Source organism: Moritella sp. (genome assembly GCF_013215705.1).
GTDB lineage: Bacteria > Pseudomonadota > Gammaproteobacteria > Enterobacterales > Moritellaceae > Moritella.
This window is the reverse complement of record NZ_JABSQR010000041.1, coordinates 20,157-42,732: the sequence shown is the minus strand read 5'-3', so window position 1 is coordinate 42,732 and position 22,576 is coordinate 20,157. Positions and strand designations below refer to the sequence as shown.

Genomic DNA, 22,576 nt, shown 5'->3' with positions numbered 1-22,576 from the left:
CTATATAAAGAAGGGCTTGGGCTTGCTCAACACTCGAATAAGGTGTCGGCTGCGCGACACCTATTCTTATATGTTAGGTATTTAGGCTCTGTTTTAGCTGAAAATAAAGAACTAAACGAGACAGTGAATAACCTATTCCCAAGAAAATCAAATGCTGCTCTGCTTGAAATAGTATGCCGTAAAAAGCGTAACCATAAAACAAATATAGCTCCCAAGGAAATTGAGCCAGATATTTATCCTTTGAAATAATTAAATCTAATGGCGGTAAAGATGCACCACAAATTAAGAATACCCAGGCGATTGGAATTACTTCGTTTAAGCTCCAAAATATAATGACCAATATGACTTTCGTTAATTGATATTGATAACCCATACTCTAGAAATACCTAACCTTTGTATAGTAGGACGTCTCGTTTTGCCAAATCCATTCACCACTACAAAGTACAATCAATCGACTGAAAACTAAGACTATACTTCAAATAGCGTGAATACTTGTTTCTGGGAAAACGAGCCGTCCTCTAAATTATTTTTTGAGTCTTGTTAATTAAAATAAAAACTCGCTATGTGACTGAGTATATTAACTTATTTTTTTAATAACAAGCTAAACAAGACTGTTTTCCGACAAACCGTGATTGCAATTACAAAAATATGAATAACACTGTATATAACATCAGTTAAATGGAGTTATGTATATGTCAGCAAGCCCGTTCATTGAATCGATCAGAGCTGAGATGCGTTTAAGGGGTTATAGTATACGCACAGAGAAAACTTATTTGTTCTGGATAAAACGGTTCATTCTGTTCAATAACAAGCGTCACCCACGTGAACTCGGCGCAGCTGAAGTCAAATCCTTTTTGACTTGGCTTGCAACCAATAATAATGTCGCGATGAATACCCAAAAAGTAGCGCTGAACGCTATCGTCTTCCTCTATCATAAAATAATGACAATAGACCTCGGGGATTTGGGTTTCAAATTAGCGACAAAACAACGCAGTATTCCCATTGTACTGAGTGCCGCAGAAGTATCAAAAATAATACACAACATGACAGGAACGCCTAAATTAGTAGTTGAAATTCTCTATGGTAGTGGACTAAGAGTAAATGAATGCCTGAGCTTAAGAGTTCAAGATATCTCGTTTGAGACTTTATCGCTAACAGTCAGGGACGGCAAAGGTAACAAAGATCGGCAAACGCTCTTAAGCCGCAACTGTATTGATAGGCTTAAAGAACATATCGATAAAGCGATGCTGTTACAAACTACAGATAACAAAACAGGTATTGGCCCCTCTTTACCTTATGCGCTAGGAGCTAAATACCCAAATGCTTTTAGAGCACCAGGTTGGATGTTCATATTCCCGTCAAAAAACCTGTGCCCACACCCCAGAACCAATCAACTTTGTCGGCATCATTTACATGACAGTGGAATCAGAAAAGCATTGAAACCAGCCGTGATCAAAGCCAAAGTTTTTAAAAAGGTGAATTGCCACACATTTAGACATTCGTTCGCCACTCATTTATTACAGACAGGAACGGATATTCGAAGTATTCAAGAATTACTCGGCCATAATGATTTAACCACGACCCAAATTTATACCCATGTAATTGGTCAGCATTTTGCTGGAACAGTCAGTCCATTAGACCGGTTATAAAAAAAGGCCTGTTACTCTAGGAGTAACAGGCCTTTTGAAGTTAATTTCAGTTAGTACATCACTGCACTACCCTTAAATTACTCTTCAGTAGCTTCTTCTGCGCTGTCTGTTGCATCAGTCGCATCAGTCGCATCAGTTGGAGTAGCAGGAACGTCTGTTGGTGATTCTGCATTTTCTGCATCATCAACAACAACTGCGTTCTCGTCTTCTTCAACTTCATCGATACGTTGTAAACCAACAACGATCTCGTCTTCACCAGTACGGATCAAACGAACACCTTGCGTGTTACGACCAACCATAGATACTTCAGAAGCACGTGTTCTTACTAACGTGCCGCCATTCGTAATAAGCATTAGCTCATCACCGTCAAGTACCTGTGTTGCGCCAACAACTTTACCGTTACGTTCACTTACTTTAATTGAAACAACACCCTTAGTACCGCGACTCTTCGCAGGGTATTCTTCAAGTGCAGTTCGTTTACCGAAACCGTTTTCTGTTGCTGTTAAGATTGCACCATCGTTCTTCGGTACGATTAACGAAACAACTTTTTGTCCTTCATCAAGTTTGATACCACGAACACCAGTCGCAGTACGACCCATAGGACGTACACCTTTGAACTTAACTTCAGGTTTGCCGTTCTCATCAAGAACTGGGTTGCCGTCTTCGTCAAGTACAGGCGTTTCTTCAAACTCGCAGAAACGTACTACTTTACCTTCATCAGAGAACAACATAATGTCGTTAGTACCATCAGTGATATCAACACCAATCAGTTCATTCCCTTCATTTAGGTTAACAGCGATGATACCGCCAGCACGAGGCTTGCTGTATGCACTTAGTGCTGTTTTCTTCACTGTACCGTTCGCCGTTGCCATGAAGACAAACTTGTCATCTTCAAACTCTGCCACAGGTAGGATAGCAGTAATACGCTCTCCATCTTCCAGTGGTAGTAAGTTAACAATTGGCTTACCACGGGCTTGACGACTAGCTAATGGTAATTGATATACCTTCATCCAGTACAAGCGACCACGGCTTGAGAAGCACAGGATATGATCATGTGTATTCGCGACTAACAGACGTTCGATGAAATCTTCTTCTTTCATCTTCGTTGCTGACTTACCTTTACCACCACGACGCTGTGCTTCGTAGTCAGTAAGAGGCTGATACTTAACATAACCTTCGTGAGACAATGTAACGACAACATCTTCACGTTCAATTAAGTCTTCTAAATTAATGTCTGCACTGCTTGCTGAAATCTCTGTACGACGTTCGTCACCAAAGGCATCTTTTGAAGCTTGTAGCTCTTCAGTGATCACTTCTAGTAAACGCGAAGGCGTATTAAGAATATGTAATAGTTCAGCAATAACATCAAGTAGTTCTTTATATTCGTTAAGAATCTTCTCGTGTTCTAGACCTGTTAGTTTGTGTAAACGTAAGTCTAGAATTGCTTGAGCTTGAATTTCGGTTAAGAAATACGAACCTTCACGAATACCAAACTCAGCTTCTAACCATTCAGGACGAGCCGCATCATCACCAGCACGCTCTAACATTGTAGCTACATCACCTAACTGCCAACCGCGGCTGATCAAGGCTTGTTTTGCTTCTGCAGATGTAGCAGATTGCTTAATTAACGCAATAATGTCATCAATATTTGCTAAGGCAATCGCTAACGACTCAAGGATATGAGCACGTTCACGGGCTTTACGCAGTTCAAATACAGTACGACGTGTAACAACTTCACGACGATGACGTAAGAACGCATCTAACATTTCTTTTAGCGTAAAGATTTTTGGCTGTTTGTCGATCAATGCAACCATGTTGATACCAAACACAACTTGCATTTGCGTTTGCGCATAAAGATTGTTTAATACAACCTCACCAACCGCGTCGCGCTTAACTTCAACAACCATACGCATACCATCTTTATCAGATTCGTCGCGTAGTGCACTAATACCTTCAATTTTCTTATCTTTTACAAACTCAGCGATACGTTCAATCAAACGAGCTTTGTTTACTTGATACGGTAGTTCGTGAACAACAATTGTTTCGCGACCACGATCATTAGTTTCAATATAAGCACGAGCTCGGATATGAACTTTACCACGACCAGTACGGTAAGCTTGCTCGATGCCCGCTTTACCATTAATGATACCGTATGTTGGGAAATCTGGGCCTGGAATGTATTCCATTATTTCTTCAAGACTTAGGTCTGGATTTTGAATTAATGCTAAACAAGCATTAATAACCTCATTTAAATTGTGAGGCGGGATATTCGTTGCCATACCCACGGCAATACCTGACGAACCATTAACCAGTAGGTTAGGGATACGTGTAGGCATAACTTCTGGAATAAATTCAGTACCATCATAGTTAGGTACAAAATCTACCGTTTCCTTGTCTAAATCAGCAAGTAATTCATGCGCGATTTTTGACATTCTGATTTCGGTATAACGCATTGCGGCTGCTGAATCGCCGTCAACAGAACCGAAGTTACCTTGACCATCAATCAACATGTAGCGCAAAGAGAAAGGCTGCGCCATACGTACAATAGTGTCATAAACCGCTGTATCACCGTGTGGATGATATTTACCGATTACGTCACCAACAACACGTGCTGATTTTTTGTATGGTTTGTTCCAGTCATTCTTCAATTCGTTCATCGCGAATAAAACGCGGCGGTGAACTGGCTTCAAACCGTCACGAACATCAGGAAGAGCACGACCAACAATAACGCTCATAGCGTAATCTAAATAAGAATTTTTTAATTCTTCTTCAATATTGATAGGTGTGATGCCTGTGGCTAAATCACTCATATAAGCCTTTACCCCTAAGTTTTAAATTGCTTTCTATTTATATTTTTTAGAGAAGCATTCTAGCATAATATTTACCTGCAAATACAATATATAAGAAAATTAACTCGGTTGAATCGATTTTTATTAACAGCTTCGCAAATTATTTATTCGACGACTCATAAATAATACTTCTGAAATCATTTTCTCGTTATATACTGTGCCCATATTTATTATTTTTCACCCTATTAAGTTTCACCTTAATTAACGTATCAAGAAGACTTTGTATGAATGTAGATAAACAGGAAATCGCTAAATTTGAAGCCATGGCCAGTCGTTGGTGGGATCCAGCAGGTGACTTCAAGCCATTACATCAAATCAATCCATTACGCTTAGACTACATAGATGAACGCTGTGGAGGCCTATTTGGCAAGAGAGTGCTTGATGTTGGCTGTGGTGGCGGTATCTTAACAGAAAGCATGGCTCGCCGCGGTGCGCAAGCACTCGGCGTTGATATGGGTAAAGAACCCCTCAACGTAGCTAAATTGCACGCACTTGAATCCGGTACTAAAGTTGAATACCGTCAAGTATTAATCGAAGAATTGGCAGAAGAACAGCCAAATAGCTTTGATGTCATTACTTGCATGGAAATGCTAGAGCATGTTCCCGATCCTGGCTCTGTGGTTAACGCTTGCATGCGTCTGGTAAAACCGGGTGGTCATGTATTCTTCTCAACCATTAACCGCAATTTAAAATCATACTTGTTCATGATTGTTGGTGCCGAAAAAATACTGAAAATGATGCCAAACGGTACCCATGACCATAAGAAATTTATCAGACCTTCTGAACTATTACACTGGGTTGATCAATCGGGCCTCTATTGTCACCACATGACAGGCCTGCATTACATTCCATTAGTTGACCAGTTCAAGCTAGGCGAGAATGTTGACGTTAACTATATGCTACATACGCAGCTTATCGATTAATATCACGATTAATGTAGTTCTTTCACCTAACAGCACCCTCGCTGTTAGGTGAACACGCTCACCTTCAGTCTAAATAATTCAGCTTAAGCCCTCATCCACGTTCTCAAACAAAGTTATCCACTTTATGGGTAATATGAAAGTTACTGTGTACAAAATGACGGTATTGTTTGTAATAACAGCCACCTCACAAAATTTAAATATAATACTTGCGTGATACTTTTCTACACGAATCAGCTGTAAATATAATCAAATTATTTGAGGATCCTCACACAAGTAAGGCAACACTTTTTTTTCTTTTTTTTTCATTTTAACTGTTGATTTTTGCTAACCGTAATTGATCACTGAGGCCAGAATGTAAGTCGCCACTAACTCACTAAATTATCCACAAGTTGTTCTGTTTAGTGCTACTTGCCAAAAACCGATTATCCCTCTATCTTGTATGCATGAATACAGGACAACACTACATCTTGTGTATTAACAAGAATATCAATACTAGTGTTGGTAGAAACATTCTTAACATTGTTTTAAGGTCAGTCAGCTAAATGAATAAGAATTTACTAGTTACAAAACGCAGCGGTAAGCAAGAAACGATCGATCTTGAAAAGATCCACCGCGTGATCAAATGGGCAGCCAAAGGGTTGGATAATGTATCAGTATCACTGGTCGAGTTAAAATCTCACATCCAATTTTATGACGGTATTCGCACTGAAGATATACATGAAACCATGATCAAAGCTGCGGCGGATTTAATTAGTGAAGAAGCGCCAGATTACCAATATCTGTCTGCGCGTTTAGCCGTCTTCCATCTACGTAAAAAAGCATACGGTCAATTTGAACCACCTGCGCTTTATGACCATGTGAAATTCAATGTTGATGCGCTACGTTATGATGCTCATTTACTTGCTGATTATACTGCTGAAGAATTCGCAGAAATGGATGAGTTAGTTGATCACTGGCGTGACATGAACTTCTCTTACGGTGCAATTAAACAGTTAGAAGGTAAATACCTACTACAAAACCGTATTTCTGGTGACATCTTCGAAAGCCCACAATTCCTATATATCTTAGTCGCTGCGAGCTTATTTGCCACTTACGACAAATCTGTGCGTATGGACTATGTTCGCCGTTTCTACGAAGCAACATCAACCTTTAAGATCTCATTACCAACGCCAATTATGGCGGGTGTGCGTACTCCGACTCGTCAATTCAGCTCGTGTGTACTGATTGAGTGTGACGATAGCCTTGATTCTATCAATGCAGTATCTAACTCTATTGTTAAATATGTGTCGCAACGTGCTGGTATCGGTATCAATGCAGGTCGTATTCGAGCCCTAGGTAGCTCAATCCGTGGTGGCGAAGCATTCCATACTGGTTGTATCCCATTCTACAAACACTTCCAGACAGCAGTTAAATCATGCTCTCAAGGTGGCGTTCGTGGTGGTGCAGCAACATTATTCTACCCATTATGGCACTTAGAAGTTGAATCACTGCTTGTACTTAAGAATAACCGTGGTGTTGAAGAAAACCGTGTACGTCATCTTGACTACGGCGTGCAACTTAACCGTTTAATGTACCAACGCTTAATTGATAACAAAAACATTACCTTATTTAGCCCATCTGATGTTGATGGTTTATATGATGCATTCTTCCAAGATCAAGATGAATTCGAGCGTCTATACACACTTTACGAACAAGACCCATCAATTCGCAAGCAAACGATTAAAGCCAGCGAACTGTTTGCTTTACTCATGCAAGAACGTGCTAGTACTGGTCGTATCTACATTCAGAACGTTGATCACTGTAATACCCACAGCCCATTTGACCCAGCTGTGGCACCGATAAGACAAAGTAACTTGTGTCTAGAAATTGCTCTGCCAACGAAACCAATGCAACACCCTGGTGACGAAGATGGTGAAATTGCGCTATGTACATTATCAGCGTTCAACCTTGGTGCAATTAAAGACCTAAGTGAATTAGAAAACCTTGCAGACCTTGCAGTGCGCGCACTAGATAGCTTACTTGATTACCAAGACTACCCAATGCCAGCGGCTGAAAAGTCAACAATGGCGCGTCGTTCATTAGGTATAGGCGTGATTAACTACGCATACTACCTAGCGAAAAACGGGGTTAAATATTCAGACGGTAGTGCCAACAACTTAACGCATAGAACATTTGAAGCAATTCAATTCTATCTATTAAAAGCGTCAATGAACCTATCGAAAGAACGTGGTCCATGTTTAGCATTTCATGAAACAACTTACGCTCAAGGTATCTTACCAATTGATACCTATAAATCATCGTTAGATGAGATCTGTGACGAAGCATTACACCTAGACTGGGAAACATTACGTAGCGAAATTAAAGAACACGGCTTACGTAACTCAACGCTAACTGCATTGATGCCATCAGAAACATCAAGCCAGATTTCAAATGCGACAAACGGTATTGAGCCTCCACGTGGTTTAATCAGTATTAAAGCAAGTAAAGACGGTATCTTGAAACAAGTAGTACCTGATTACGACAATCTACGTGATAACTACGAGCTACTTTGGAACATTCCAAGTAATACCGGTTATTTACAACTGGTTGGTTTGATGCAGAAATTCGTAGACCAAGCGATTTCAGCTAACACTAACTATGATCCACAACGTTTCCCGGGGCAAAAAGTACCGATGACAACGCTGTTAACCGATCTGATGTTAGCGTATAAATACGGCTTAAAAACGCTTTACTACCATAACACCCGTGACGGTGCATCAGACGTAGATGTTGTGAAAGAAGACGAGGGTTGTGAAGGCGGCGCATGTAAGATCTAAACAATCAACTACATACACCAAGTTAAACCTACACCCTTTCATTTGGCAGCTTAGGCTGCCAATTTAATGTATTAATAGAGATGACCAATGAGTTACACTACTTTTTGCCAAACCCCAAATGATCAATTAAAAGAACCAATGTTTTTCGGCCAACATGTTAACGTTGCCCGCTTTGACCAACAAAAATATGAAATTTTTGAAAAGTTAATTGAACGTCAGTTATCATTTTTTTGGCGACCAGAAGAAGTTGATGTAAGTAAAGATCGTATTGATTATCAGCAATTACCTGATCACGAAAAACACATTTTCATCAGTAATCTGAAATACCAAACATTATTAGACAGTATTCAAGGCCGTTCTCCTAACGTTGCTTTTTTACCACTGGTGTCACTACCAGAACTAGAAACTTGGATCGAAACCTGGTCATTCAGTGAAACTATTCACTCACGCTCGTACACCCATATTATTCGTAATATTGTTAACGACCCATCAGAAGTATTCGATGATATCGTTGCCAATGAAGAGATTCTAAAACGCGCCAAAGACATTGCCGGTTATTACGATGACTTAATCAATGCGACTCAACAACTACACCAGCTTGGTGAAGGCACACATGTCGTAAACGGTGAAACAATTGTCGTTAGCCAACGTGCAGTGAAGAAGAAATTATACCTCGCAATGGTATCGGTAAACGTACTTGAAGCGGTCCGTTTCTATGTCAGCTTTGCTTGCTCTTTCGCTTTTGCAGAACGTGAATTAATGGAAGGTAACGCTAAAATCATCAAGCTTATTGCCCGTGATGAAGCCCTGCATTTAACCAGTACCCAGCACATTTTAAACTTAATGGCTGACGGTAGAGACGATCCAGAGATGCAAGAGATCTCAATTGAGTGCTTCCAAGAAACACAAAAAATCTTTACCGATGCAGCACAGCAAGAAAAAGACTGGGCAGAATATCTGTTCAAAGATGGATCTATGATAGGCTTGAATAAAGATATTCTTGCTGATTATATTGAATACATTACCAATACCCGTATGGCGGCCGTTGGTCTACCTAAGGCGTTTGAAGTGAAAAGCAACCCACTACCGTGGATCAATGCTTGGTTAATCTCTGATAACGTACAAGTTGCACCACAAGAGTCAGAAATCAGCTCATACTTAGTTGGTCAAATTAACGCTGAAATCAACCACGCAGATATTGGTGCATTCGTTTTATAATGCCGATTACGCTGACCACTGATTCAGGGAGCTTTCAGGTTTCAAGCCAAGATAGCTCTCTGCTCGATACCCTTGAGCGTACAGGACATCAAATTGAATACCAGTGCCGCCAGGGTTATTGTGGCGCTTGCCGAACACCACTAATTTCCGGCACGGTTACTTATACAACGGATCCGTTAGCCACAGTGGCACCCGGTTCGATATTACCTTGTTGCTGCAAAGCAGATAGTGATATTAAACTTACCGTGACAGCGATGATATAAAGTAACTTGGGTATATAACGGTTGCAGCATAATATACTCGACACTTATACATTACCAAGTATTAACGCCCCGAAAATAACAAGCCTTAACGAGATTGACTACGTTAAGGCTTTTTCATATCGTGACCAAACATTCATTTTCTTCACCTCATACAATGCAACTCTCAATACCTTACAAGATTGAGTGTGATTTACTTTGCAAAACCATAAAACCTTACCCATACTCCTTTCAATAACGCACAGAATTTCAAAGGCGTATTTAAACATAGGACAACTTTATGTTAGATAATTTAGTTGGGATCGGAATGCGTCCAGCGCATTATGAGCAACTCACCAATACCCAAGTGGATATAGGCTGGCTAGAAGTTCACAGTGAAAATCACTTTGAGACTAATTCAGAGGCAACTTATTACTTAGATAAAGCCAGTGATCGCTACCCTATCAGTTTACACGGTGTCGGCTTAGCACTCTCTTCGCATGAGCTGCTTGATACCATCCATATTCATAACATTAAAAAACTGGTTGACCGTTATCAGCCATTTTGTATATCAGAGCATTTAGGGTGGAGTTCAATTGCTGGCCAGCATTATAGCGATGCGTCGCCAGTCTCCTATACAGAAGAGAACTTAAAGCATGTTATTGGGCGTATAGAGAAAATTCAACAAATTTTAGGCCAAGCAATTGCAATCGAAAATCCAGCCTGTTATAGCAAAAACAAAAAAAATACCCTAACAGAAGCCGTCTTTTTAACCGAGTTACAAGCCGCCACCAACTGTACAATATTACTCGATATTAACAATGTTCATATCAGTAGTCACCAGCTTGAATTCAACCCTTATGATTACTTAGCATCGATACCAAGCCATATCGTTAGCGAGATCCACCTCTCTGGTAGCAATAAACTATTAAAAAATAACCGCATCACCTTCGACCAAGAACATGGCCAAAAAGTAACACCAGAAGTATGGCAGCTATTTGAGTATTACTTACAGCATTGCAACACAATTCCGACCTTGATTGAATGGGATACGAATATTCCACAGCTCAGCAAATTACTAAATGAAGCATATACGGCACAAAAAATGATCCTCAAATCGCAACGCTTTAAAAACGCATGTTAGTCCGCCATTACTACCCTAGTTCGTCCTCCAAAATACGCTAGAACCCAGCCGCGACAAGGTTAGCCATGATTTGCTGATAAAAGTCGGCTGACGACCCCCTATATAAATCAAGTTCCTATTCATTAACTCACCTGCTTAAGTGAGTATTCATCGCTATTGATATTTTGTTCATGTCCAAAACAAATACCATGACATATTTGCGATAACGCATGTTCAGCACGGCCATTACTACTGAGCTGGTGTGGAATACGCAGAATAACTTCAACAGAATCTTTGTTGCCGGCTAGCACTAAAAACAGCGCAGTAGTATTAAAGTAAGGTGGAATGAAAAACACACTCGTGCAACTAAAGCCTGCGGCGCTGTATTCTTCCACGTTCAGGAAACCGAGATTAGAAATAATGCCGGAAGTACGGTACTGTCCTGTTTGTTGGCGCTTTAATGCGAGTTTGTCATTAAATTTTTTCATCCAAGCCAATGGCACCCAATTTAGTGCATTTAACGTCGGTATACCGGCAAACTGAGGCATCCTTGCGTGTTCATTTTCTGCTATTTTCAACTTAATTTGCTGCGCCCAACTCGCCGTTGTCGTCTCTGCCGATACCTGCATTAATAACCCGCCGGTTAAATTACCGGTTGAGACAATATCAGTGTCATGCATACGGAGATCAACAGGTAATTGAATACGTACTGCCGAATCTGAATAGAGGTTGGCTAATTTGGCAATACTAATACCCGCGTTGGCTAAAACTTGCTTATAACTACCAGGCAGCGTTCTACGCAGCCAAGAAGACCCAAAGTCTTGTCCAAGGGGAATACCTGTCGGCGCAGTCACAGTATCATTGACTTTTCCACCCGGGACTGTGGTCACAGATTTAGCTAAATCAACATCGCGAACAAAGCTATTGTCACCATGGAGTGACTGCTGGCGCAACGCGCGCAGTACTTCATCTGCAAATATTTTGGTGCCTCGCCCATCCATCACGGCATGATGCGTTCTAAAAATAATGTGATGTTTACCACTGTCCTCACCGAGTACTAATAAGACTTCACAACCGGTACTGGTTTTTACATCTAAGGGACGATTTAAAAATGGCGCGGCGTTATCACTCATGCCATCCCAATTTAAGCCACGGATAACTTCCAGCTGTGTAGTTTTTCCGGCATCAGCCCAGTGACTAAATCCCAGTTTGCCTGATAGTCTAAAACGCGTGCCTTGCAGCGCCTCTGAAGCTTGGGTTACCGCTTTTTGCCAAGCCGGTATGTCGATATCCCCTTGGCCTTCAAGTACCATTTGATTAACAACACAGGTAGCCGTTTCTTCGGCATTAAAATCATCACAACTAATATAAAAACGCTCTATTGGTGAAAGTTTACGTTTAAACGCCATCGTTCCTCCTTGAACTCTAAGACGGTTATGCCGCGCTATCTGCAGCTCGGTTATCAGGTAGATCCTTATTACTATTTCTATTTCTATTTCTATTACTATTACTATTACTATTACTATTACTACAATCATCAAATCCTTGGATTTTAACTATTGATTTTTTCGACACTAATGTGGTTAGTGCAACAACAATATCCTGGTTCAATAAATACACTGCGGGCACCAATAACAAACTGACCAGCGTCGCAAAGAGTACGCCAAAGGCCAATGATATCGCCATTGGGATCAAGAATTGTGCTTGTAAACTGGTTTCACTCATTATCGGTACTAAACCAATAAATGTAGTTAACGACGTAAGAATAATGGGACGGAAACGCCGCACGCCCGCACTGGTGATCGCCATTTCTAATGACATGCCTTTACTGCGTTTTTCATTGATATAATCAATCAGAACTAAGTTGTCATTCACGACGATCCCGCTCACTGCAACCATGCCAATAAATGACCACAAGGTAACATCAACCCCTAACAACAAATGCCCTAACAAAGAACCAACCAGACCAAAAGGGATCGCAAACATAACCAGCAATGGTTGTGTATAAGAACTAAATAAAATGGCCATCACTAAGTACATCGCGATTAACGCTAATAAGTAACTGCTTGTTAAAATATCCACAAACTCGACAATACTTTTCTGCTTACCGGCTTTCGACCAATTAACCGCAGTGGTCTCGGTTAATTGCTGTAAAAATCCAGCTTCTAGCTCAGCGATAACAGCCTTAGTGCTATTTTTACCCGGATCGACAAATGCAGAAACAGAAATAACCCGATTGCGTTCATAACGTTTAATATTATGCTCTGCCGATTGATAACTCACATCGGCAATGGTAAACAGCGGGACGCCTTCACCACTTGGTAGTTGAATGTGCATATTCTCTAAATGCCACAGTGAGCTGGTCGCCGCTTTTGGATAACTCACCTTCACTTTCACTTCATCTTCACCACGTGGCATGCTTTGTACTTCAACACCTAAATAAGCCTGCTGGACTTGCTGCCCAAGTGCGCTTAATGTCAGTCCCATATCGCGTGCGACAGGCTTTAGCGCAAGCTGAACTTGCCGTGAACTACGCTGTTGCGAATCTTGGATATCATATACACCTTCAAACCTGGCTAAAACTTGCTTTAATGCGTCAGCTTGCAGCGCTAAATCAGCTAAATTACGACTCGACAACTCAATATTGATATCAGCACTTGGCGGGGTAAGATCAGAGACAAAGCTTAGTTCAATACTGTCTTCAATTTCACCAACCCGCTCACGCCAGTGACTAATGATGTCATGACCAGACATTACCCGGTCGTTCGATACCGATAACTCCAGATATACTCGGCCAATATGATCATCCGCTGTCGCTTGTGATTCGCGTGAATACTTACTTGTCGGTGCCACAACTGAATACACATGAGCAATCGCAGAAATACCCTTCTCATCCGTCAACTTTTGCTGTAACTGCAAGGCTTCTTTTTCAATCTTTAACAAGGCAAGTTTGGTCTTCTGCGGATTACTGCCTTCAGCAAAAGTGACATTGGCATAGGCAATATCACCTTCAATGGTCGAAAATAATACCGTACGTAACCAACCACTGGAAAGTAACGTTAACGAAATAAAAAACAACCCTAAAAATCCCAGAATATAACTCCAACGCCAGTGTAAGACATGGTCTAGAAAGGGTTTATATTGACGGATAACGAACATTTCTAACGCGGCAGAAAACTTGGTTTGGATCCCTTCTAATCGCCCGCCAATCATTTTAAGGTTCTGATTAAGCTGGCTTTCAGCAGAATTAATAGCCTTGTCAGCGGGTTGATAGCTTAAATGCGCAGGTAAAATAAACAACGATTCAAACAATGAAAATAATAGCGTGGTAATGACAACCACAGGAATAACCTGCATGAGTTTACCTTCAGGCCCAGGTAAAAACAGCAACGGCATAAAGGCAATGACACTGGTTATAATGGCAAAGGTAATGGGCTTCGATACTTTATAAGCCCCCTCAATCGCACCTTCCACGCCTTTATTACCTGCTGCTTGCTCGGTGTAAATACTTTCGCCGACGACAATCGCATCATCAACCACAATGCCGAGCACCAGTAAAAATGCAAATAAAGAGATGATATTGATTGAACCATCAAACACAGGTAACAACCAAAACGCCCCCATAAACGAAATAGGGATTCCTAAACTGACCCAAAACGATAAACGCCAGTTTAAAAACAACAATAAGATGACAAACAATAAACACAAACCGCTAAACACATTGCCAACCAATAAATCGATACGGCTCATGAACAACTTAGAATCGTCTTGCCAAACATACAAACTGATCCCTTCAGGCAAATAGGTTGCTGGCGATTTTACGTATTTATTTATCACCTCCGCAACCTCAATAATGTTCTGGTCGCCCACACGATAAACATCTAACGATACCGCCCGTTGACCATCAAGCTGAGCCATTGTGCCCTCATCCCGAAAGCCATCGTGAATAGTGGCAATATCACTGAGTAAGATCCGGCCACCGTCTTCATTCGCTTGTAAAATAATACTGGCAAAGTCATCCGCACTTTCAATCTGACCTAAGGTTTGGATCAATATATCACCCTGCTCTGTCGCTAGACTACCGCCGGGTAAATCAAGCGCAGTGGCTTTTAACGTATTAACCACATCTTCGAACTTTAAGTTATATTGTGCCAAACTGTCTTCTGATAAAGCGATACTGATCTCGTAAGGTCTAGCGTTTTGTAACTCAATCACCGAAATAACCGGATCTTCGAGTAAATCTAACCGAATGTTTTCTGCCAATCGCTTTAATGCCCACTCATCACCGGCACCTGAAATAATCAGTTTTGCAACCCGATAACGTTCAATCAATTCACTGATAACAGGCTTTGCGACCTCTTCAGGAAATGAGTGTATGCTTTCAATTCTTGATTTAACTTCATCCAATACCGCTTTGGTACTATAACCATCGGCAATATCAATGGTGGTATAGCAAGATCCTGAACTCGCGAAGGATGTTAAATCGAGCGTCCCGGCAATATCATATACAACGGCTTCGATACGGGTACAGACAAGGGCTTCCACTTCTCGGGGGCCGGCACCGGGATACAATGTCGAGATCGCAATACGCTCTAATGACACGCCGGGGATTAGCTCTTTACGAGTTTCAGGTAATGCTAGACAACCAAGTGCGATAATCACCATCATGATCAGATTTGCCGCTACCTTATTTTTGGCAAACCAAGTGATTAAGGCTCTCATGCTCGCACCTCAATTTGCGCAGTGGCATTATGCAGCGCACTTTCTAGATCGAGGTCTAAGTCTAAGTCTAAGCTGATCACATTCAACTTCATGCCATCTACGGCAACATCAAGCGGGGTTAATATCAGTTTATCGCCTGCATTCAACCCTCCAATGATATAAACCTGCTCTTTACCTTGATGAAGCACCTCAACCCTGGCAATTTTAAGACGTTGCTCGGTATCCAACAGCCACACTTTATTATCATTACGCAAGGATAAACGTGGGATAATCACCACTTTTTCAAACTCACGACCAGCTATCTCGGCAATCACAAATCGACCGGGTTGTAAATATAACGGTTGATCCGGATCGTTTAATACCTCGGCAATGACGTACTGCAATCTATTCTCGGCTAACCCACCTTCCGTACCCGTAATCGTCCCTTGCCATTGATAGCGTTTATTATTCACGCGCACAGAAAGGGTAACCCGAGGATGTTCGACGCTGGAACCAGCGACAACAACTTCGGTATTGTTATCATTCGTAAATGCGGTGACTTTGAATGGTAAATCCAGCAAGGTTAAATATTTATCCGCAACAGGCAGACGTACATGCATCTTATCTAACGCGTATATTTCACCAATGACTTCGCCCGAATTAACTAATTGACCGCGACCAACACTCACCGCTTTAACCCGACCAGAAAACGGCGCTTTAATTACCGCTCGCTCTAGTTTTATATTGGCTAAACGTAAGTCCGCCTCAGCCGCCTTAACCCGACTTTTAGCATCATTAATTTGCGGAATGTGACGGGCAAAACGGGTGGCTTTACGCGCAAGTCCACTTCGCGCTACATGGGCTTTTGCTTTAGCTTCAGCTAAGTGGAGTAATGCACCATCCACGGCCTGCTTCTTTTTAATCACTTCAAGTTGATATGCTTCATCATCCATCGATAACAACACATCGCCAGCATTAAAATAACCACCCGCGGTGAAGTTATCAGCAACGGATTTAACCCTTGCAGTCACTTCTGAATTTAGCTTTATTTGCGTTTTTGCAGCAACGATACCACGACTAAAAATAGGGATCACAGCATCGTCAAAAGTCACATCCATATAACGTACGGATGGAAAACGATTAATCTCAGGGTTAATTTGACTTTGCGGCCGGATAACAGATAACAGCGTCATGCCGATAAAGGTGAAGGCAATAATTGAAAGCGGGATTGATATTTTTTTATGGCGAATAAATAATGCGGGTCCCTTTTGCCAATGTAGCGATAACCTTGTTTTAACCTGCTGCACACGGCTCTGTAACTTAGGTACGAGCCCCTGCTTTAATTTACTATAATGTGTTGCCTTTGCTAACTTAATAGAATGCTTTGTTTTGGTTAATTTGACTACCTGAGCCGTCGCCTCTGCGCTTATTGTATCAGTATCACCGCTACAGGTACTCACAGTCGTCTCTTCTGTCGTCAGTAAATCACCTTGTAACAGATGCTGCTTCCAACTCTGCATTAACCCATCTGTGGTCTCGATATCTTGCGCAATATAGGGGTGTAACTTTAACCCTAAGGACAACTGCTCATGCCACAATAAAATACCTGTCGAGACGGGATAATTCTTGGTGCCAATTCCACAACAAACCCACATATCATCTTGATTAATAACTGGGTTATCATCATCTTTTAATGGCCAGCTACCTAAAAAACTAAATGAACCAGCATAGAATTGGCGTTCACTGACATATTGATAAATACGACGTATGCCCTTGTCTCCAATGATTTTACCGATATGAGCCTGCCACCAAAGCTGCCAATGACTTTTGGCTTTGATTTTCTGCTTCACTTGTAACTGAATATCTCGAGGGGCAATAGTATTGTTAAGGAGAACATTAATACCTGAAGAACAATTCCCGGTGTCAGGAGTATTGGGTAATGCGCCACGTAAATTAACGGGGTACAGCCAGTAATAATCTTGCTGAGAAGCGAGGAGTTGCTCTGCAACGGCTCTGTTTAATGCCCAAAACAGATAGATATTCAGTGCGACTCGATGTTTTTTAGCTAACTTTTTGATCTCAAGCGTTTCGGCTTTAGTGAAGTAGATATTAACAATAGGGGCATCATTGCTGTATTGAGTACTATCGCTATATTGAGTACTATCGCTATATTGAGTACTATTGTCATTATCAGCTAGATTTGTCGCCGCATAATCTGGAAATGTGGCTTTCCAGCGAATTGTTTTTGGGACATTAGACTTACCGTCAGCAAACAGCATTTTAATTTGCTGCCAATTAGACGGTGCAATTTTGTCTGCAATTTTGGGTAAATCCTTACACGGGTAATCATGCTCACGTAAGATCGTGGTAAGCCCGCCTAACCCATCCATTTTACTGTGCGAAAATTCAAACCAATTGATGTCATCCGTGGTTTTATTTAACAACCCAACATTCATTCGGTCACCGATCCCAAACGCTTTACGTGCCTGAAACCACATTGCTATATAATCTTTATTTTGGCTACTACTCATCGGTTAGCTTCCTTGTTAACCAAACTGAATGCCTCGAACAAATCGAAACTGTCTTTACTTTTCTATTTTAACGCTGCTATTTCTCAACGCTTCTCGACTCACTAGCTAAGCTATTTAATACCATTTTCATTACGATAAATTAATCTGCTTACAGTCTTGCTGGCTCTAAATACAGTGGATATGTGGTATCAAATTTATGCCGAGGATCATCGTGATAACTCGCAATAAAATGCTTGCTGTGCAGTACTTTAGAACGATACTGTTCGAGAATACGTTGGCGAGTATCTAATGAGGGTAATCCACACACTAACGCCTGATAATTTAGTGCTAAACAATCATTATAAATATACTGTAATAACCGTGAAAATAACTTTTCATCGTCATTAATGACTAACAAGCTATGCAGTGAAACATAACTCAGTTTATCTCCAGCTTTCGGTAGCATCATGCCGCCAAATAATTTGGAATAAGCGTTATTGAGTAAACGCGCCACTGACATTAATTTGCTGTAAGTAACAAAACGAGTTTGCTTAAAACTGCTCTGGTCCCAAATACCGGCCATTGCCACTAGGTTTTTACCCTCAAACATCAAATAATAATTGCTGATGACGAGTCCTCGGTAATACTCATCACCATTCAACAATTTAATAAAATCATAATGTGGATAAAACTGTTTAGTCTTGGCTTGCTGCTCAAAAAACACTTGCATCAAGTCAATATCATTATGATCCGCTTTACGAATATTAAACTTACTCTCCGAACTTGGCCGCGGCATCGTTAAACGAGGATTAGTTAAATACAACATATGCGTTGTCATCTCACCAAAATCGTAATACGTTGGCGTGATGCTGCGCCCACTGCCGATCGAGTTTAATGAGGCGTCATTATCACTCAGGATCACCGTCTGCATCCAATCATTGCCCATCGCTTTGCGATAGCATTTAAGCAGGTTAAAAAGAGTTCGACCACTTTTAAAGTCAGGATGGATCCGTAAATCATTACCATAACGTACTTTCTGACGTTCACCATTAACATAGACATCACGCTGCCCAATACTAAAAATAGCAGCAACGCGATCGCTTTCACGTTCAATTGCAACCCACACATCCAGTATTTGAGTCACCACTTTCGTTGCCATGAAAAAATCAGGAGTACGTTCAAAATTGATCGTAATCGCCCCTACCTGTGGCGTTGCGGCGATTAACGCGATCAATTCATCAGAATCATTTGCTTGTGCTGGCCTGGTATAAAATCGGCTTGCCATTTGCCTTACCTCTACGACTTAATGACGCTATTTACGCTAGGATCATGTTGTAATTACGATACGGTTATGCCGCAATGGCGTCCAGAAATACATTTGGAGTATCAATATCCCAAAGCACTAAAGGCTCAATTTTGATATTCCCAACAACCATGCCACGCGCTTCACAACGGGAATAATACAAATCTCGCGCGTTCTGACTGCAACATACTTTTAAAGTCCCCAACTGACCGAGATCTCTGGCTAGTTGGTAATGGAAACAAGCCTTTAATTCAGCTTCAGCATTGGCAGCAACCTGCTTCATTTCAAGTTCGGTGATCTTGCTATTCGGTTCACAAAGTAACAGATAAAATGGTTTTTCATTTGGCGTATTCGCGGGTACAGCAAAAACAGTGATCGCTGTTAAACGTGGATTTTGTTCCGCCGATTTCATAATTTCAAGCGCGATTTCAGGACTCATCTTTTCACCGACAAGATCAATGCCATCCAACCGTCCTAAAAATTCAAAACACGGGCAATCTTGTAGGAAACCGCTGACACGTAATTTATCTTTCATCGCATAACGCAACAAGCCACTACCCGTGGTTAATACAGGGCGTACTAATTGATCTTGTTTCAGTTTCCAGGCAGGAAATACTTCTTCAGTATCAAGATCAATAAATTCATAAAAATGACTGCATATAGCCAATGGATACTGATTTTGGAAAGGAATAGTGACCACACCTTCGGTCGCCCACAACCCTTTACCCTGGAATTCACTTTGTGGCAGTAAATTTTGTAACTTACTCGCCCACGTAGCAGATGATGAGGTATCCCACGCGCTAACCAGCGCTAATTTTGGCCAAATCTGCTGTAATAACTCAGCTGAAATGCCGCCCTTCCAATGTAATAATAACTCAGCTACACGCTGTGATCTTGGACATTTTAAGCCAGGTAATGCCGGTTCCCGTTCGCCCCACTTACCAGTGGCAAGTACCGACACCAACTCTAATTTATGTTTAATAATATTATCAAATAATGTCAGTGCAAAAGTGGGACTCCACACCGATAGGAAGCTTAATGACTTATCCGCAAGCAGATAGCACAAGGTGGCAAATTGAGAATCTTCCGATGTATCAGCTAAAGACACACCTTCAGGCACTGAACTCGTCAGTCCCATGAATAGTCTTTTCCACCAAGGCAGTAATTTCAAGTCATCATTAACTGCGCCTGAGATGGTACGCCTTAATTCTGTCGGCATCCAGGACAAGGACCAGTAATGCGTCCCTTTTAACATCCCTGGATGATGCATATACATATCCATCATCCAGGGCGAAATAGCGGCATCGAGTTCATTCAAAAATGACTGTGTATAAGGGATCCATTTGATTTTTGACGTTGAGCCGCTCGTCGGTTGAAATCGCTCATTCGCTTCGACACTCAACTCTTTACGACTACCTGCCCTCGCTTTGTCAATTTGTTCAGCCCAATCACTGTATTCAGTGATTGGGACTTTACGAATAAACTCTTCATAACATAGCGAACTCGATAAATTATATTTTTTACCCGATACACTCGGTGCAATCACTTTAAGTAACGAACTCAATTTTTCACGTTGCACAGCTTGTGGTTGTGCTAAAGCTTTACAAAACTGTTTGTATCCACGCGCACTCAGATTCTGTGCGGTTTTATGGGTAAATTTATGTGCTATCTTACGAGTGATACCATTTATTAACACCATAATATCTCCCTACTTCACTAAACGGCGAGTTAAGTTTATAAGTCCTAAATCCCAATTAATATTGTTCTTTTGTAATACTTTACGTAATGATTTATGTACAAAGAACGTGAACATTGACGCGTTAATCTCACCAATACATGGTAGCTCTTTCCCCTCACGCCACTGTGGATTACGTTCTTCAAAGAATCCGATTTTAGGCACATTTAGCTTCAATTCAGTGGTAATTTCGGCAACTTCACCACGTAGCTTTTGGTAATCGCCACCAAAGTCGAGAATTTGTTGTTGCTTGTCGAAGTAACTTGGATACAGATGTTGACAGTATTGATCGACAACAGATGATAGCTCATCAAATTTGCCTTGATGGTGAGGATAATGTTTAGGGAAATTATTCGCTAATAATAAATAAGTTTTATAACCTTTAGAAATCAGTAGCCAGAATAGTGGTGTGAGTGGATCTCTTAGTTTTTCTTTCAATAACACCTTAACAAAACAAATCATCGGTTTATTGGTTCCCCAATATTTGCGTTCTAAGATGGTATCACCACTGAAGATACCTTTGACCTCTTCGCCTTTAAGCGTAAAGCGTAATGTTTTTAGGGTACTAAAACCAACTATACGCTTTGATTTACTTTCGCGAATCAAAATCAAACCGTCTTTTTCAGACAAATCATCGATGAATGTTGAAAAGTCAGCATTGTGATAGTACTGAATAAAGAGGTTGTGCATCTCCCTTACTTGCTGAATAGAAATGCGATCTAATGTGATGTAGTCTGCTGATATTTTCTGTTTTTTAGTTTCCATTTGTGACCCAATCCTTGGAAAATGAGAGAGAGTAAAATGTACTCTCATTCAATCTCAAGCCATCCTTAGCTTGACGGTCTTTCCTGATTCATAAGATAAATCTGAAAGTTAAAGTAATGTATCACTAAAATATGTTCGCTTGAAGCAAGCGTAATAACCGTGTTTTCACAAATAAACCAGACATACGTAGGTTGTAATAATTAAAACAACCTCTAATAGCGATATATAATTTCAAGTTATACAGCTACAAGAACCGAATCAACCAATGTAGGACATTTGGAGACAGTAGAACCGACCATTATATCTGTGGAAAAGTGACCGCAATCACAGGAAAATATGTATCAGAATAGAATAAAGGATCTAATCTTTAACCTATTAGCATTAGTGCTAAGCAGTACTTTCAACACGTATTTACAATTAGTTAAGTCGTTGTAATGAAAGAATATGAACAACAACTCATACCATGATCATCACGCCGTCGCGAGGTGCACCTTCATCGCATTTTTTACAGTTAAGTTCATACCCTAACATAGATTCACGTCCATCGACTGTAACGACCCACGGGCGACAAAACCAAGGTGGGTTGTGGCGGACATGCTGAAAATGATCACATGCTAGTTCAGCGACCCAATCATCCTCTTCATCTTTGTGATAACCAACAATAGGTTGTTTCATTTTATTCTCCAATCAAATCATTTCCTAATTTACACTAAATAACGCTTTAAAGGATCTAGATTAATTGAGT

The 22,576-nt window shown here is 40.9% G+C and carries 15 protein-coding genes; 7 read left to right on the top strand and 8 right to left on the bottom strand.

What is annotated here, in order from left to right:
* Nucleotides 1-249: hypothetical protein (locus HRT96_RS20660; RefSeq protein ID WP_293160369.1), on the top strand; the 249-nt coding region annotated here is incomplete at its 5' end.
* A 443-nt stretch (nt 250-692) separates the two neighbouring features.
* Nucleotides 693-1,649 (top strand): integron integrase, encoded by a 957-nt coding sequence (locus HRT96_RS20655; RefSeq protein ID WP_293160367.1) that lies wholly within the window; start codon nt 693-695, stop codon nt 1,647-1,649.
* 77 nt (nt 1,650-1,726) lie between these two features.
* Here the strand turns inward: HRT96_RS20655 and gyrA are convergent, their stop codons facing one another.
* Nucleotides 1,727-4,459 carry a DNA topoisomerase (ATP-hydrolyzing) subunit A gene (gyrA, locus tag HRT96_RS20650; protein ID WP_293160365.1) on the bottom strand — a complete coding sequence of 911 codons (2,733 nt, stop codon included), beginning with the start codon at nt 4,457-4,459 and terminating at the stop codon, nt 1,727-1,729.
* Nucleotides 4,460-4,722: 263 nt separating this feature from the next.
* Between gyrA and ubiG the strand changes: the two genes are divergently transcribed.
* From ubiG to HRT96_RS20625, 5 genes are all read left to right on the top strand, one after another.
* Nucleotides 4,723-5,421, top strand: a complete 699-nt coding sequence (gene ubiG / locus HRT96_RS20645) for a bifunctional 2-polyprenyl-6-hydroxyphenol methylase/3-demethylubiquinol 3-O-methyltransferase UbiG (protein ID WP_293140779.1) — start codon at nt 4,723-4,725, stop codon at nt 5,419-5,421.
* A gap of 542 nt (nt 5,422-5,963) precedes the next feature.
* The gene (nrdA, locus tag HRT96_RS20640) at nt 5,964-8,237 is read left to right on the top strand and encodes a class 1a ribonucleoside-diphosphate reductase subunit alpha (RefSeq protein WP_293160363.1); all 2,274 of its coding nucleotides are present in this window, start codon (nt 5,964-5,966) and stop codon (nt 8,235-8,237) included.
* 87 nt (nt 8,238-8,324) lie between these two features.
* The gene (nrdB, locus tag HRT96_RS20635) at nt 8,325-9,455 is read left to right on the top strand and encodes a class Ia ribonucleoside-diphosphate reductase subunit beta (RefSeq protein ID WP_293160361.1); all 1,131 of its coding nucleotides are present in this window, start codon (nt 8,325-8,327) and stop codon (nt 9,453-9,455) included.
* Nucleotides 9,455-9,718, top strand: coding sequence for a class I ribonucleotide reductase maintenance protein YfaE (gene yfaE, locus HRT96_RS20630; protein WP_293160359.1), 264 nt, complete (start codon nt 9,455-9,457; stop codon nt 9,716-9,718). The genes nrdB and yfaE overlap by 1 nt, the downstream gene beginning before the upstream one ends.
* Before the next feature lie 277 nt (nt 9,719-9,995).
* Entirely contained in the window at nt 9,996-10,838 is an 843-nt protein-coding gene (locus tag HRT96_RS20625; protein ID WP_293160358.1) for a DUF692 domain-containing protein, read from the top strand.
* 122 nt (nt 10,839-10,960) lie between these two features.
* On the opposite strand, the gene HRT96_RS20620 is transcribed toward HRT96_RS20625, so the two are convergent.
* The 7 genes from HRT96_RS20620 to HRT96_RS20590 all read right to left on the bottom strand — a co-directional run bounded on the left by HRT96_RS20620 (nt 10,961) and on the right by HRT96_RS20590 (nt 22,506).
* Nucleotides 10,961-12,226 (bottom strand): peptide synthetase, encoded by a 1,266-nt coding sequence (locus tag HRT96_RS20620; RefSeq protein WP_293160356.1) that lies wholly within the window; start codon nt 12,224-12,226, stop codon nt 10,961-10,963.
* A 25-nt stretch (nt 12,227-12,251) separates the two neighbouring features.
* On the bottom strand, nt 12,252-15,539 hold the full coding sequence (locus HRT96_RS20615) for an efflux RND transporter permease subunit (protein WP_293160354.1): 3,288 nt from the start codon (nt 15,537-15,539) through the stop codon (nt 12,252-12,254).
* Entirely contained in the window at nt 15,536-18,049 is a 2,514-nt protein-coding gene (locus HRT96_RS20610; protein ID WP_293160352.1) for an efflux RND transporter periplasmic adaptor subunit, read from the bottom strand. The genes HRT96_RS20615 and HRT96_RS20610 overlap by 4 nt, the downstream gene beginning before the upstream one ends.
* A 148-nt stretch (nt 18,050-18,197) precedes the next feature.
* Entirely contained in the window at nt 18,198-19,313 is a 1,116-nt protein-coding gene (locus HRT96_RS20605) for a hypothetical protein (RefSeq protein ID WP_293160350.1), read from the bottom strand.
* 64 nt (nt 19,314-19,377) lie between these two features.
* Nucleotides 19,378-21,030 carry a GH3 auxin-responsive promoter family protein gene (locus HRT96_RS20600; protein ID WP_293160348.1) on the bottom strand — a complete coding sequence of 551 codons (1,653 nt, stop codon included), beginning with the start codon at nt 21,028-21,030 and terminating at the stop codon, nt 19,378-19,380.
* A 9-nt stretch (nt 21,031-21,039) separates the two neighbouring features.
* The gene (locus HRT96_RS20595) at nt 21,040-21,831 is read right to left on the bottom strand and encodes a hypothetical protein (RefSeq protein WP_293160346.1); all 792 of its coding nucleotides are present in this window, start codon (nt 21,829-21,831) and stop codon (nt 21,040-21,042) included.
* Between the two features lie 456 nt (nt 21,832-22,287).
* Complete coding sequence (locus HRT96_RS20590) at nt 22,288-22,506, bottom strand: DUF3565 domain-containing protein (RefSeq protein WP_293160344.1); 219 nt, start codon at nt 22,504-22,506, stop codon at nt 22,288-22,290.
* Nucleotides 22,507-22,576: the final 70 nt, after the last annotated feature.